The organism is Saccharopolyspora sp. NPDC003752 (assembly GCF_053605825.1).
Window position 1 is genome coordinate 1 of the sequence record NZ_JBSGJZ010000053.1, and the last position, 14273, is coordinate 14273.

13 protein-coding genes are annotated in these 14273 nt (G+C 70.2%); 3 read left to right on the forward strand and 10 right to left on the reverse strand.

The features are described from left to right. Positions 1-235 precede the first annotated feature (235 nt). The gene (locus tag ACWEV3_RS38710; RefSeq protein ID WP_363907283.1) at positions 236-436 is read left to right on the forward strand and encodes a hypothetical protein; all 201 of its coding nucleotides are present in this window, start codon (positions 236-238) and stop codon (positions 434-436) included. 8 nt (positions 437-444) lie between these two features. Here the strand turns inward: ACWEV3_RS38710 and ACWEV3_RS38715 are convergent, their stop codons facing one another. From ACWEV3_RS38715 to ACWEV3_RS38735, 5 genes are all read right to left on the reverse strand, one after another. Next, entirely contained in the window at positions 445-2034 is a 1590-nt protein-coding gene (locus ACWEV3_RS38715) for an ABC transporter ATP-binding protein (RefSeq protein ID WP_452618664.1), read from the reverse strand. Beyond that, complete coding sequence (locus tag ACWEV3_RS38720) at positions 2031-2894, reverse strand: ABC transporter permease (RefSeq protein ID WP_452618665.1); 864 nt, start codon at positions 2892-2894, stop codon at positions 2031-2033. The genes ACWEV3_RS38715 and ACWEV3_RS38720 overlap by 4 nt, the downstream gene beginning before the upstream one ends. After that, on the reverse strand, positions 2891-3847 hold the full coding sequence (locus tag ACWEV3_RS38725; protein WP_452618666.1) for an ABC transporter permease: 957 nt from the start codon (positions 3845-3847) through the stop codon (positions 2891-2893). The genes ACWEV3_RS38720 and ACWEV3_RS38725 overlap by 4 nt, the downstream gene beginning before the upstream one ends. 1 nt (position 3848) lies before the next feature. Next, on the reverse strand, positions 3849-5459 hold the full coding sequence (locus ACWEV3_RS38730; protein ID WP_452618667.1) for an ABC transporter substrate-binding protein: 1611 nt from the start codon (positions 5457-5459) through the stop codon (positions 3849-3851). A gap of 162 nt (positions 5460-5621) precedes the next feature. Next, positions 5622-6068, reverse strand: a complete 447-nt coding sequence (locus ACWEV3_RS38735) for a histone-like nucleoid-structuring protein Lsr2 (protein WP_452618668.1) — start codon at positions 6066-6068, stop codon at positions 5622-5624. Between the two features lie 362 nt (positions 6069-6430). Between ACWEV3_RS38735 and ACWEV3_RS38740 the strand changes: the two genes are divergently transcribed. Then, entirely contained in the window at positions 6431-6775 is a 345-nt protein-coding gene (locus tag ACWEV3_RS38740) for a histone-like nucleoid-structuring protein Lsr2 (RefSeq protein WP_132482616.1), read from the forward strand. A 116-nt stretch (positions 6776-6891) separates the two neighbouring features. On the opposite strand, the gene rbsK is transcribed toward ACWEV3_RS38740, so the two are convergent. Continuing rightward, the gene (gene rbsK, locus ACWEV3_RS38745; RefSeq protein WP_452618669.1) at positions 6892-7791 is read right to left on the reverse strand and encodes a ribokinase; all 900 of its coding nucleotides are present in this window, start codon (positions 7789-7791) and stop codon (positions 6892-6894) included. Positions 7792-7894: 103 nt separating this feature from the next. Between rbsK and ACWEV3_RS38750 the strand changes: the two genes are divergently transcribed. Then, positions 7895-8962, forward strand: a complete 1068-nt coding sequence (locus ACWEV3_RS38750) for a hypothetical protein (RefSeq protein WP_452618670.1) — start codon at positions 7895-7897, stop codon at positions 8960-8962. A gap of 342 nt (positions 8963-9304) precedes the next feature. Here ACWEV3_RS38750 and ACWEV3_RS38755 read toward each other — a convergent pair whose 3' ends face one another. The 4 genes from ACWEV3_RS38755 to ACWEV3_RS38770 all read right to left on the reverse strand — a co-directional run bounded on the left by ACWEV3_RS38755 (position 9305) and on the right by ACWEV3_RS38770 (position 14220). Further along, on the reverse strand, positions 9305-10177 hold the full coding sequence (locus ACWEV3_RS38755; RefSeq protein ID WP_452618671.1) for a spermidine synthase: 873 nt from the start codon (positions 10175-10177) through the stop codon (positions 9305-9307). Positions 10178-10420: 243 nt separating this feature from the next. Beyond that, a complete protein-coding gene (gene speD / locus ACWEV3_RS38760) occupies positions 10421-10816 on the reverse strand; it encodes an adenosylmethionine decarboxylase (protein WP_397528706.1) in 396 nt (131 codons plus the stop codon). Positions 10817-11149: 333 nt separating this feature from the next. Beyond that, a complete protein-coding gene (locus ACWEV3_RS38765) occupies positions 11150-12367 on the reverse strand; it encodes a type III PLP-dependent enzyme (protein WP_397528707.1) in 1218 nt (405 codons plus the stop codon). Positions 12368-12714: 347 nt separating this feature from the next. Then, positions 12715-14220 (reverse strand): PucR family transcriptional regulator, encoded by a 1506-nt coding sequence (locus tag ACWEV3_RS38770; protein ID WP_452618673.1) that lies wholly within the window; start codon positions 14218-14220, stop codon positions 12715-12717. Positions 14221-14273 lie beyond the last annotated feature (53 nt).

The following is a 14273-nucleotide window of genomic DNA, read 5'->3' on the forward strand; positions in this document are numbered from 1 at the left end:
TTTCCCGGCCCGTGTCGCTCTGACTTGGATAAAGTTACACACCCCCGAAACACCCCCTGCAACCACCCCCCCTTAAACATCAAAACACCAGGTCAGAGCCGATCTTGGGGCGCTTGCGCGGGATGACCGCCCGGACCGCGGTTCGAGTCCACGTTCGTGTGGTCCTGCTTCGTCGCCGCGAATCGCCCGGAAAGCGCCGGTAGCCTCCCAGACGATCGTCTGAACGGGGGTAGCAGTGGACTCCACACCGATCTACACCGAGCTGCGCGAGACGCTTGGGGACCCGGAAGACCGGAACTGGGGTCCCAGCGCCCCGCCCGAGTTCGCCGCCGCCCTGGCTGAGCGGGTCGAGCGACCGAAGGCCGAGGCCAAGAAGGCTGCGCGCACCGGGCCCGGTGCGCGCAGCAGGTCGCGACGGCACCGCGCCGAGGACTGACCGCTCCTTCAGGACGCGGCCCGTCGCGCGCGCTGGCGGATCGGGTCGGGCACCGGAGCCGCGGCCAGGAGTCGTCGCGTGTATTCGTGCTGCGGGTCGCCGAGCACCTGGGTGCGGTCTCCCTGCTCGACCACCTCGCCCCGGTGCATGACGGCCACCCGGCGGGCGAGCAGGTTCACCACCGCCAGGTCGTGGCTGATGAACAGGCAGCTGAAGTTCAGCCTGGCCTGGAGCTCTTGGAACAGCCGGAGCACCGCGTCCTGCACCGACACGTCGAGCGCGCTGGTCGGTTCGTCGGCGATCAGCAGTCGCGGCTCCAGCGCCAGCGCCCGCGCGATGCTGACGCGCTGGCGCTGCCCGCCGGACAACTCGTGCGGGTAGCGGCCGCGCATCGACGCCCCGAGCTCCACCGCGTCGAGCAGGTTGTCGACGCGCTCCGCCAGTTCGCGGCCACGTGCAGCTCGGTGCAGGCGCAGTGGCTCGGCGATGCTGTCCGCGATGGTCATGCGCGGGTCCAGCGATGAGCCGGGGTCTTGGAAGACGATGCCGATGTTGCGGCGCACCGAGCGCAGCCGTCGCGCCGGCAGTCGGCTGATGTCCTGGCCGTCGAGCACGATCCGGCCCTCGGCCGGGGTCAGCAGGCGGGCCACCGCCTTGCCCACAGTGGACTTCCCGGAGCCGGATTCGCCGACCAGCGCGAGGACTTCGCCGCGTTCGACGTGCAGCGACACCCCGTCGACGGCGCGCTGGCCGGCGTAGCTCACGACCAGGTCTTCGACCCGGAGCACCGGCTCCGCGGGCTCGGCTTCGGTGCGCTCGCCGATCTCCAGCCTCGGCACTGCCGCCAAGAGCGCCTTGGTGTAGTCGTGCTCGGGCGCGCGGAACAGCTGCTCGACGGGGGCCTGCTCGACCAGGACGCCGCGGTGCATCACCACCACCCGGTCCGCGAGGTCCGCCACCACCCCCATGTCGTGGGTGATCAGCAGGATCGTCATCCCGCGGCGTTCGCGGAGGTCGCGCAGCAGGGCCAGGATCTCGGCCTGCACCGTCACGTCCAGCGCGGTGGTCGGTTCGTCGGCGATCAGCACCCTGGGCTCGCAGGCCAGCGCCATCGCGATCACCACCCGCTGCCGCTGCCCCCCGGAGAGCTGGTGCGGGTAGTGCTTCAGCCGTCGGCGCGGCTCCGGGATGCCGACGACGTCGAGCAGTTCCGCCGCGTGCTCGCGCGCCTCGCCGGCCGGCATGTTCCGGTGCAGCCGGATCGCCTCGACGAGCTGCCAGCCGATGGTGAAGACCGGGTTGAGCGAGGTCATCGGCTCCTGGAAGACCATCGCGAGCTGCTTGCCCCGGATCCGCCGCAGGTCCGGGGCGCTCAGCTCGGCGCCGTCCAGCTCGATGCGCCCGGTGACCTCGGCGGTCGGCGCGAGCAGCCCGAGCGCGGACATCGCGGTGACGCTCTTGCCCGAGCCGGACTCGCCGACCACCGCGAGGATCTCGCCGGGCGCGATGCCGAAGCTGACGCCGCGGACCGCCTCCGCGACGCCGTCCTCGGTGCGGAAGCGCACCCGCAGGTCGGTGAAGGAAAGCACGTCGCTCATCGCTGCCCCTTCGGATCGAGGGCGTCGCGCAGGCCGTCGCCGAGGAGGTTGAAGGCGAGCGTCGCGAGCACGACCGCCAGGCCGGGGAAGACCACCAGCCAGGGCGCCTGCGCGAGGTACGTCTGCGCGGCCGACAGCATCACGCCGAGCGATGCCTCCGGCGGCTGCACGCCCAGCCCCAGGAACGACAGCAGCGCCTCGCCGATGATCGCCAGCGGGATGGCGACCGTGACCTGGACCAGCAGCGCGTTCACCGCGTTGGGCAGGATGTGCCGGAACATCGCGGTCGTGCCGCGCCCACCGGCCGCGACGCAGGCGGCCACGTAGTCCTCGCCGGCCAGCCGCAGGGTCTCCCCGCGCATGACGCGGATCAGGTTCGGCACCTGCGACAGGCCGATCGCGATGGCCGCGTTCACCATCGACGCGCCGAGCACCGCGGCCAGGCCGACGGCCAGCACCAGGAACGGGAACGCCAGCAGGGTGTCGGTGAGGCGCGAGACGACGGTGTCGGCGAAGCCGCGGTAGTAGCCGGCGATCAGGCCGAGCGGCACTGCGACGACCACCGCTAGCAGGACCGACAGCACGCCGACCACGATCGACGCGCGGATGCCGTAGATGACGCGCGCGAGCTGGTCGCGGCCGAGCTCGTCGCTGCCCAGCGGCAGCACGACCGACGGCTGCTGGAGGACCTGGTCGAAGTTCACCGCCGCCGGATCCGCCGGCGCGATCACCGGCGCGGCCGCCGCCACCAGCACGAACAGCGCCGACAGCACGAGCCCGACGACGCCGGTGCGGTGCCGCAGCAGGCGGCGCAGCACCCGTCGCGAACCGCTCACCCGCGGCAGATCCGCCTGGGTCATCCGGCACCTCCACGGACTCTGATTCGCGGATCCACCACCGAATACAGCAGGTCGACGAGCAGGTTCACCAGGATGTAGCCGGCCGCGGAGACCAGCACCGCGGCCTGGATCACCGGGTAGTCGCGGGTGAACACGGCATCGACCATCAATTTGCCGAAGCCCGGCAGCACGAAGATCTGCTCGGTGACCACGGCGCCGGAGATCAGCGTGCCGAGCTGCAGGCCGAGGATCGTCAGGACGGTGATCAGGCTGTTGCGCAGGCCGTGGATGCCGACCACGCGCAACTCCCCGGCGCCCTTGGCGCGCGCGGTCCGCACGTAGTCCGAGCCCAACGCGTCCAACATGGACGATCGCATCTGCCGCATCAGCACCGCGGCCAGGCCGCTGCCGAGCACGAACGCGGGCAGGATCAGCCGTTGCAGGTTGCCCAGCGGCGACTCGGTGAACGGGACGTAGCCGGAGGCGGGCAGCACGCCGAGCCAGACCGCGAACACCAGGACGCACATCAGGCCGAGCCAGAAGTTCGGGATGGACAGGCCGAACAGCGACGCGCCGTTGCCGAGCCAGTCCACCGCGGTGCCGCGGCGCACGGCGCTGAGCACTCCGGCGGTCAGGCCGATCAGCGCGGCGAACAGCAGGCTCAGCACGGCCAGTTCGAGTGTCACCGGCAGCCTGGTGAGGATGATGTCGCCGATCGGCAGGCCGGTCTGGGCAGATTCGCCGAGATCGCCCTGCAGCACGCGGCCGACCCAGGCCGCGTACTGCACGTGGATCGGCTCGTCGAGCAGGTGGGCGCGGCGGATCTCCGCGATCACCGCGTCGTCGGCCTCGATGCCGGCGATCGCGACGGCCGGGTCGCCGGGCAGCGCGCGGAGCCCCGCGAACACCACCAGCGACACCAGCACCAGGGTCACCGCGGACTGCAGGATCCGGTGGAGCGCGTAGCTGCGCATGTCATCCCCCCGCCTGGACGTGGCCCGCGGACTTCATCCGGATGATCCCGTCGGGGAAGGTCTCGACGCCGGCGAGCTGCGCGGTGTGCGCGGTGTAGTACTGCGTGCGGTAGAGGTAGACGACGTTGTTGCGCTGGTGCAGGGCGTCGACGATCTGCTCGTACAGGGCCCGGCGCCGGGGCACGTCCTGCTCGCTGCCGGCCTGCTCGATCAGCTCGTCGGTGGCGGGGCTGAAGTCGCCGCTGTAGTTCTGCGAGCCGCCTTCGGTGTGGAAGGCGGCGATGTTGCCGTCCGGGTCGGGCCGGCCGGACCAGCCGACGAAGAAGGTCTGGAAGCGACCCTGCCGCGCCTCGCTGATCGCCGTCGCCGACTCGGTCGGGCGCAGCACGACGTCGAAGCCCACCTGGGCGGCCATCGCCTGGATGACCTGGCCCGCCCGGAGCTGGGTCGGGTCGTTGGCCAGCGTCATCTCGAACCGCACCGGTGTCCGCACGCCGGTCTCGGCGATGAGCCGGCGGGCCCGCTCCGGGTCGTGCGGCGGGCATTCCTGGGTCTTCGGGGTGGCGTACTCGCTGCTGTCCGGGATGGGCCCGCAGGCGGCCCGGAACAGCCCGTTGAAGGCGATCTTGTTGAGCGTGCGCCGGTCGATGGCCAGCGACAGGGCTTCCCGCAGCCGGGGATCGTCGGCGAGCGGGCCGGTCACCTCACCGGTCTCGCCGCCGACGTTGCGCACGTTGACGGTGATGCCGTAGTACTGCAGCGTCGGCTGGTTGAGCAGCACGATTCCGTTGTCCCGCAACAGGATCGGCACTTCGGGAGTGGGCGCCTCCCAGATCACGTCGAACTCGCCGGAGCGCAGGTTGGCCATCCGGATGTTGTCGTCGGGGACCGTCCGGTACACCAGCCGATCCAGGCGGACGCGATCGCGGTCGTAGTAGAACTCGCTGCGGTCCAGCACGATCCGGTCCTGCGCGACGCGTTCGGTGAACCGGAACGGCCCGACGCAGACCGGGTCGTCGGTGAAGTCCGCGCCGCGTTCGTCGAGCTTCGCCGGGGACATGATCATGCCGGCGCGGTCGGCGAGCATGCTGGTCAGCGGGGCGTACGGCCGGGACAGGGTGAGCCGCACCGTGCTCGGATCCACGACCGCCACCGATTCGACCGCGTTGAGCTCGGTCTTGCGGGCCGAACCCTTGAGCTCGCGGTGCCGGTCCAGGCTCTTCTTGACTGCGGGCGCGTCGAGCGGGGTGCCGTCGTTGAACAGCACCCCGGTGCGCAGCGGGATCGTGAGTTCCCGGCCGTCGGCGGAGATCTGCGGCAGCGCGGCGGCCAGTTGCGGCACCAGGCGGACGGATTCGTCGACGTCGTAGAGCTTCTCGCACATGCTGCTGAAGATCTGGCGGCTGGCCAGCGTCGACGCCAGCGTCGGGTCGAGCTTGTCCGGCTCCTGGTCGAGCGCGATCACCGCCTCGCCGCCGCGCACCGTCGGAGCCTGCACGGAGGAGCGCACCTCGGCGGCGGTCTGCTCGACGTCCACCAGCGGGGCGCAGCCGGTCGCCGCGATCGCGGTGGCCAGCGCCACCAGCACGCCTCGTCTGCAGTGATCCGCCACGCGCGTCTCCCGCCTGCCGCCGGGGTAAACGCGAGCACCGTATTTTGACCGGACCGCGCGTGTCCAGATCCGTGATCATTCCGGCATCTTGCGGAATTCGCTCACGGCATGGCACCGGGCCGGGATGAGCGCGGTTTCGCCGAACGAACCTGCCCGGTGAGCTCAGTCGACGGCGGAGGAGAACGTCGGCAGCGAAACGGCCGGCACGCGGGCGGCGTCCGACTTCGCTTCCTCGGCCGACGTCGTGTCGAAGAGCGTTTCCTCGACCGGCTCCGACTGCTCGGCGGGCTCCGGTTCGGGCTCGGCGGCCTTCTTGCTGAGGTGCTCGCGGGTGCGCTGCGCGGCACCGCGGATCTGCTCCGTCAGCTGCTTGTTGGCCTGCCGGGCCTGTTCCTCTTCGCGCTCCTGCTGGCGGGTGCTGCGCACCGGCTCCGGCTTGGGCGCCCGCGCGGCCTTGATGTAGCGATCGAGCACGGCCCGGAGTTGCTTGGTGTGCTTCTCGTTCAGGTCGATTTCGTAGGTCACACCATCCAGTGCGAAGGTGACGGTGTGGTTGGCTGGGGACCCGTCGATGTCATCGACGAGTTCGACCTGAATCCGCTCGGCCATGATCACCTGTCTCGGGAACGTGCCCCGCCTCGATCCGCGACACTTGCAGGTAAGACTACTGCGAGCCCTGACCACGTTGTAGCACGCGGCATCGCTGTTGTCTCGTACTTAACCATAGAACAACGCGGCGACCTGTCGATAACCGCCGGGCGGGTCACGCGCCACCTCACATGCCGGCGAGCGCCCGACCACCGACTGACAGTAACCGCTGCGGGGCAATCCTGGAAAGTAATCCAGCGCACATCGCAGGAAATTCCGGCCGCGGCTGGATCATTCTTGCGCCGATCGTTTATTGTTCGCTCGCTCTTCTCCGCACGAGGTTCGCGGAGAAGACGGGGAATCGAGCCGGAATGAGGGTTACCGTGGCGCAGAAAGTCACCGTTCAGCTCGTCGACGACGTCGACGGCACAGCAGCCGACAGCACCGTGGAGTTCGCCTTGGACGGGGTGAACTACGCAATTGACCTGTCCACCGAAAATGCGGCCAAACTCCGCGACTCGCTGGCGTCTTTCGTGGCCAACGCCCGGAAGACCGGTGGCCGCAAGCGCGTCGCCGTCAAGCCGGGCAAGCCCTCGGCGACGCCGACCGCGGCCGACCGCGAACGCAACCAGGCCATTCGGGAATGGGCCCGGAATCAGGGCATGCAGGTTTCCGACCGGGGCCGCATTCCGGCGGAGGTCGTCGAGGCCTACGACAACGCTCAGTGAGCACGTGCCACGGGCGGCCGGTTCGAACTCGGGACCAATCCGGCCGCCCGTGAAACTCGTGCAATGACTCCTCGTAACGCGGTCTTGAACGAGCAGTAATTGTCGCGGTGAATCCCTTATGCGGACGCCAAGAAGTCGGTGATTTCCTGACGGGTCGGCATCGAGCTGCTGGCCCCGTTGCGCTGCACCGACACCGCCGCACCGGCGGAGGCCAGCCGCAGTGCCTCGGGCATCTCGGCGCCCTCGCCCAGCGCTGCGCTCAGCACGCCGACGAAGGTGTCGCCCGCGGCCGTGGTGTCGACGGCCTCGACCGGGAAGCTGGGCGCCTCCACGCGCGCTCCGTCGCGGTTGCCGTACAGCGAGCCGCGGGCACCGAGGGTGATCACCACTTCTGGAACCAGCTCCAGCAGCGCGGCGAGCGCGCGGTGCGGGTCGTCGTCGCCCGCCAGGATCGCCGCCTCGTGCTCGTTGGGCACCAGCAGGTCCACATTCGACAGGATTTCCCCGGGCAGCGGCACCGCCGGGGCCGGCGTGAGCACCACGCGCACTCCATTGCGGCGTGCCGCCGCCGCGGCCGCGGCCACGCCGGGGAACGGAATCTCCAGCTGCAGCAGCAAACTCCGCGATCCGGCGATCAGTTCCTCGTCGCCCTCGGCGAGCCCGTCGACCGTCCCGTTGGCACCCGGCACCACGACGATCGAGTTGCCGCCCTCGTCGTCCACCACGATGTGCGCCGTGCCACTGCGCCCCGGCACCGTGCGGACCCCCGTGACGTCCACAGTGGATTTCTGCAGGGTGTCGCGGATCTGGGTGCCGAATTCGTCCTCGCCGACCGCGCCGATCATGCGCACCGCCGCGCCTGCCTTCGCCGCGGCGATCGCCTGGTTGGCGCCCTTGCCGCCTGGCACCGTGTGGAACTCCCGCCCCAGCACCGTCTCACCGCGCTTCGGGGCCGTCCCGACGTAGGCCACCAGGTCCATGTTGCAGCTGCCGAATACGGCCACAGTCGTTGTCACGTGGTTCATCATGGCCGATGAGGGGCCCTCGATCGGCTGACGGGTCCCCGCCTGCCGGACGACGTAACATGCCGACCAACCGTCGAGGAGAGGGCGAGAAGCGGTGGACTATGCGGTGACAGCGGAGCTCGCGCCGCCGGCCGAGGTCGTGGAGCTCGACGCGCTGCAGCAGGAGGGGATAGCGGCCGTGCTCGACCGCCACCTCGCGCTGGTCGAGGGGGTCTCCGGTCCGGGGGATGGCGACATCGACGTCCTCGACTACCGCATCACGGTGCACCTGACCGGCGCGAGCGTGGTGCTCGCGCTCGACGCGCCGTCGCTGCTGGCGGCCGAGGAAGCGGCCGCCTCGGTGCTCGACGAGCTGATCGGCGAGTGCGAGGTGCTCACCGGCTGGTCGGTGGCGCACTCGGAGGTGCGGATCACCGAGGACGAGTTCAACCAGCGGCTCGCCGCGGCCTCGGACATCAACGAGGAGTTGGAGGCGGCGGTCGAGGAGGCGCTGGAGACCTCCGCCGAGCCCGCGATGGACGCCGAGCACTGGCGCGTCCGGCTCACCAGGCTGGCCCCGCAGCTGCGGGCGTTCGAGGCGAGCGCGTTCGGCGCCGATCCGGACACCCACGCGCTGGCCGCCGGGGCGCTGATCCACGCGGTGCGGGTGGTCACCGACGAGATCTTCTACGACGAACTGGCCTTGGCGGTGAACAACGCGACGGTGGCCGACGCGGTCGGGCTGCTGGTGCTGGAGGAATTGCCGCCCTGCTACGACCACTGCTACGACGCGTTCTTCGCCCGCGCTTTCGTGCTGTCGTCGGCGGCGGTCGCGGTGCGGCTGACGGAGCCGAACTGGACTCCGCCGCGCACGGTCGCCGAGGCGCTGTCGTTGCGGCTGGTGGTCAACGAGGCGCGCGTGGTGCTGGAGGCGGCTGAGCTGATGAGCTGGGACGACAGCGAGACGGTGTTCGCCGCCTTCGCCGGGCGGGCCTTCGGCGACACCGACCACGACGAGCTCTACGAGGTGGACCTGCCGCTGACGGAAGATGCGGAGCCGGAGGTGGCGGAGCAGGTCTCCAAGGTCGAGGCCGAGCTGCGCGCGCGGGGCGTGGCCTTCGACCAGTGGTTCATCCCCCGCGACGGCAACCCGGGCCGCCACCCCTACTTCGGCTCGCTCTAGGCCGCAATTTCAATGAGGTTTTTCCAACCTCGTTCTGCGTAGCGGTGCGGGTAGCGGAACCTCAGAGGCTCCCTGGACTGTGGGTGCCCTGACTTATGTATGTCCAATACACGGCGTCAGGGCCGTCCTCGCCAGGAAGCCTCTGAGAACCCGCGGCGGTGCGAGCTGCGTAGGTGGGCTATGCGCCTGCGGCGCATGCGACACCCCATCGACGTGCACCTTTGCGACCCGCGGCTGCGGGCCGACCAGGGTGAAAAACGCTCAATGGAAATCAGAGCTCTGATTTCCATTGAAATTGCGGACCGTGGAACCTGGGTTCCGCAATGCGGAAGGGTGGAAGGTTTAGGTCTGGTTGCGGACGGAGTACGGCGGGACGGTGCAGCCGATGAGGCTGGCCTCGTCGATCGTCTCCGGCCGGTAGGCCGACTGGGAGAACGCCTCCAGCATCACGTTCGTCGGGTCGTCTATCTGCTCGACCCGGCCGAACAGGAACGCCCACTCGTGCTCGTCGGAGCCGAAGTAGGCGACGGTGTCGAACACCGACCGGAACCGGTTGTAGGCGCGGATCAGCGTCTCGTTGCGCCACACCGTCGGGCACCCGGCCTGGAACGCGACCACGCCACCGGCCGCGAGCACCGCCTGGCAGCGCCGGATGAACTCCAGGCCGTACAGCCGGTTGTGCTGGCCGTCGGCGTCGTCGGCCCGCTCGTCGGGCAGGTCGACGACGACGATGTCGTAGCCCTCCGGCGGCGCCTGGTCGAGGAAGCCCCAGCCGTCCGCGTAGTGCAGCTTGATCGGCCCGTCACCCTGCTCGACGCGGGCGAGCTCCTCGGTGCTGTAGCCGTACGGCAGGTGCTCGGCGCAGATGCGCACGCACTGCTCGTCGATGTCGACGTGGTCGACCCGGCCGGCCCCGGCCGCGACCGCCATCTGGCTGGCCACGCCCTCGCTGGAACCGATGATCAGCACCCGCTCGACCTGCGCGGCGAGCAGGAACGCCGGCACCATCATCGCCTCGTGGTAGACCAGTTGGGAGAACTCGGTGCTCTGCCGGTCGTCGTCGCAGAACAGCGAAACGCCCTGGCCGGTGCGGCCGATGACCACGTGCTGGTAGTCGGTGTCGCCCTCCCACAGCACCTCGTCGACCCGCCACAGGCGCTGCAGGTCGTCGCCCATCGGCTCCTTGATCCACCGGTGCCCGTCGAGTTCGATCAACGGTGCTCCTCCTTGATTCGGCTTGCCCGGTAAGGCATGTCTTCAAAGCGGCGAAGCCGCTTGGCCCACGCACGCACGGTGACCACCCGCGGTTCTCAGACTGTGCCCACCCCGCCGGGGTTCTCCGGGAGAACCTGCCCCGACGCTGCATATTGGACGTCGGGACTCCCGGACCGAGTAGGCATCTCAGGTTCCGCTACGGGATCACCTGCGCAAAACGCGCTCCTGACTGTCCTGGCGACTTCACGAGGCGAGGCCCGCGTAGTCGCGGCCCCGCTGAATGGTCTGGACGTTCTGCGAGGCCGGTTTCAGCGCCTCGGCGAGCAGTTCGACCGCGCGCTCCGGCTGGGCCGTGTGCCCGCAGGTGAAGACATCGATGAAGATCGAGCCGTCCTCCGGGTACGTGTGCAGCGAAGCGTGGGACTCCGACAGCAACGCCAACACGGTGACACCCTGCGGCTCGAACCGCTTGGCGATCATCTGGCACACGGTGGCGTGCGACTGGCTCAGCGCGTCGTGCAGGGTCTCGCGCAGGAACTGCTCGTCGTCGAGCAGATCCGGATCAACGCCCTCCAGCTCGGCAAGGACATGCTGGCCGGTGAACAACCCAACCGGCGGCGTCCCGGTGTCAACGGACATCTATCGACCTCCCATCATTTCGCAGATTCCAGCGCTCAGAAGTTGAGCGGGTCGGTTTGCGTGGCGGTGTGGGTAGCGGCCCCCCTGCGGGAGTTCCTGCCGCCTTCTCGACTCCGGGATCCCCGACACACGTATGCCCAATACGACGCGTCGGGGCTGTCCTCGCGAGAAGACACCTGAGAACCCGCGGCGGTGCAAGTTGCGTGCATGGCCGAAAGCGGCTCACGCCGCTTGCCTGACGGCAGGCTCGCGTTGAGCGCACTGACTCTCCCATCCCGCACGATCTCCCAGTCGGCACTGTTCGGTGTCGGCTTCTCGAAGTTGCCCAGGCGATCACGGCTGTTCGTCGCCGTCGACGCAATACGTGGGCAGCGGGGTGAATCCGTTGAAACCCACCGATGAATAGCTCGCGGTGTACGCGCCCGCGCTGAGCAGATCGACCCAGTCTCCGCCGCGCAGCGTTCGCGGCAGCTCGTACCTGGTGCGCTGGTAGAGCACGTCGTCGCCGTCGCAGGTCGGCCCGGCGAGCACCACCGGGCCGCGCGGGTCGCCGTCGCGGGAGGTGCGCAGCCGGTAGGTGATGGCCTCGCCTTCCGTTTCGGCGAGCCCGTTGTAGCGACCGATGTCCAGGTAGACCCAGCTGCGGTCGCCGTCGACGGCGTCGCTGACGAGCACGACCTCGCTGCGCAGCACGCCCGCGTCGCCGACGATGAAGCGGCCCGGCTCGATGAGCAGTTCCGGCCGCTGGGCGCCGAAATTGCGGTCCAGCGACTCCTCGATGCGGCGCACGTAGTCGGCCAGCGGCGGGGCGGATTCGGTGTAGCCGGCGGGCAATCCGCCGCCGAGGTTCACCATCCGCAGCCGCACGCCGTGCTCGGCGCAGTCCTCGAACACCCGCCGGGCGGCGCTGATCCCGTGCTCCCACGCGGCGGGTTCCAGCTGCTGCGATCCAATGTGGAAGGACACGCCGTAGGCGTCCAGGCCGAGTTCCCGCGCGCGCCGCAGCAGCTGCGCGGCGGTCTCCGGCGAGCAGCCGAACTTGCGGCCGAACGGGGTGCGGGATCCCTTGTTGTCCACCAGGACCCGGCAGAACACCCGCGAACCCGGCGCGACCTCGGCGATGTTGGCCAGGTCGGCGGCGCTGTCGGTGACGAACAGGCGGACGCCCTGCTCGTAGGCGCGGGCGACGTCGCGGCGCTTCTTGATGGTGTTGCCGTAGGAGATGGACTCCGGGGCCGCGCCCTTGGCGAGGCACAGGTCGATCTCGCCGGGGCTGGCGACGTCGAATGAGGCCCCCAGGCCGACCAGTTCACCGACCACTTCGGGGGTGGGATTGGCCTTGACCGCGTAGCAGATCCGGGCGTCCGGCAGGGCGGTTCGCAACTGCCGGTAGCGGTCGCGCACCTGCGCCAGATCCATGACCAGGCAGGGGGTTTCGGGGCGTTGCCGGTCGAGGAACTGCAGAATCGGGTCCGGCGCGGCGGATTCGGTCTGCTGCGCGGTGCCGCTCGGGCGGTCCGTCACACCGGTGGTGGCGGACAGATCGGTCAATCCCGGTACCTCCGTCTCGGCTGGTGGGGTTGGGTTTTCCCCGGGGTCCGACCCGCTGGGGCGCGTCCTCGGAGCGCGACTGCGACCAAGCACAGTACCCCGCTCACGCACAGATTTCGAACCGCGCCCGCCCCTTCCCCCGGACAGCGGAACCGAGTGTGAGCACTCCCACGGGACCGCGCCGATGTCGTCGCTTTGCGTGGCCGGAACCCGACTTCCCGTGATCGAGTCGCAGGTGGATTTTCTGCCTGGTCACGCCCCGTGAGCACTTGGAGCCGCCATGGCAACCAAGAACATTCACGAGTGCTCACCTGGCGAAACGTCCGTCCACGGCGGAACATGCGGCGCTACTCGGCGGGCTCGCGGTCGAGTTCGAGGGCCAGGTAGAAGTCCACTCGGGACGGGAAGTCGGCGAGGTCCCGTCCGGTGATCTCCTCGATCCGCTGGATCCGGTAGCGCAGCGTGTTCACGTGCACGTGGAGTCGCTTGGCGCAGCGCGACCACGATCCCGAGCAGTCGAGGAAGGTCCGCAGGGTGCGCACCAGGTCTGAGTTGTGCGCCGAGTCATACGCGATCAGATCCGCGAGCAACCGCTGGCGGTAGGAGCGGCGCAGCTCGTCGGGCGCCGACGCCAGCAGCACCTCGTGCGACGCGAGCTCCGCCGCCGCGACGACCTCCGCGCGCCCTCGGCGCCGCTGCGCGAGCCGCCGCGCGTACCCCGCCTCCTCCAGCGCTCCGCGCAGGGCCGTCGCCGGGCTGACGTCGCTGACGCCGACCGCCAGCCGCCGCCGGCCCAGGCCGGGCTCCGTCTCGGCGGCGATGCGGCGCAGCAGCGCGTCCAGCTCCGCCAGGTGGGCTTCGTCGTCGACGAACAACGCGGTCGCACCGTCGCCCAGCGGCGCCGTGACCGACGCCATGCCCGTCGCCGCGGCGATCTCGCGCAACAGCGTCGTCGACTCGGCCGGGTCGCCGACGCTGAGCGCGACCGCTCGCAGCGGCTCGTCGGTCGGCAGTCCCGCGGTCTCCAGCCGCGCCGCGACCTCGGCCTGCGTGGAGGTGCCGTCGAGCAGCCGCCGAAGGGCCGCTTCCACCGAGCGGCCCGCGATCCGGCGGGCCTCGTCCACCCGCGCGCGCAGCAGCGCCACGACCGTGCTCAGGTCGGTGGCGATGGCTTCCTTCTCCTCGTCCCAGTCACCGATGTCGCCGCGCGCCAGCACGAACCAGCCGGCGGCGGGCGGCTCGATGCCGGACTCCACCGGCCACAGCACGTGCGCGTCGCCCGGCCGCACGGTGCGCGGGAGGCGGCCGGTCGCGAACTCGCGCAGCGCCGCGCAGCGGGTTTCCTCCGGCAGGTCGGCGGTGCCGCCGACGATCCAGCCGACCGCGGACAGCACCCAGCAGTCGGTGCCGAGCTCGTCGGCCGCCATCCGCAGCACCTGGTCGAGGTCGGCGCCGCCAGCAGCCGCGGAGACCAGCTCGCGGCGCGGCGCGGAGCGGCGCTGGATGCGGTCGGCGAGCGTGTTGAAGCTGACCGTCAGCGGCACCTCGAAGGCGGGCAGGCCGTGCCGCCGGCACGCTTCGACCAGGTCCGGCGGGGCGTGGCCGAGGCGCGCGGTGCCCGCGGCGAGGCCCGCCACCCCGGCGTCGACCAGCGCGGCGACGAACGCCTCCGAATCAGCCGGCTCGTTTCGCCACATCAGGCCGCTGAGCACCAGCTCGCCGCCGTGCAGGTAGCGCCGGGGATCCAGCAGGTCGGTGATGTAGACGCCGCGGACCGGGCGGGCCATCTCCTCCGCGCCGTTGAGCAGCACCAGTCCGAGTTCCGGATCGGCGAGAAGGTCGTTCAGCTGCACCTGCGCACCTCGGATCCCGCTGCCGGCGCGAGGCAGCCACCTGTTCCCGGTGC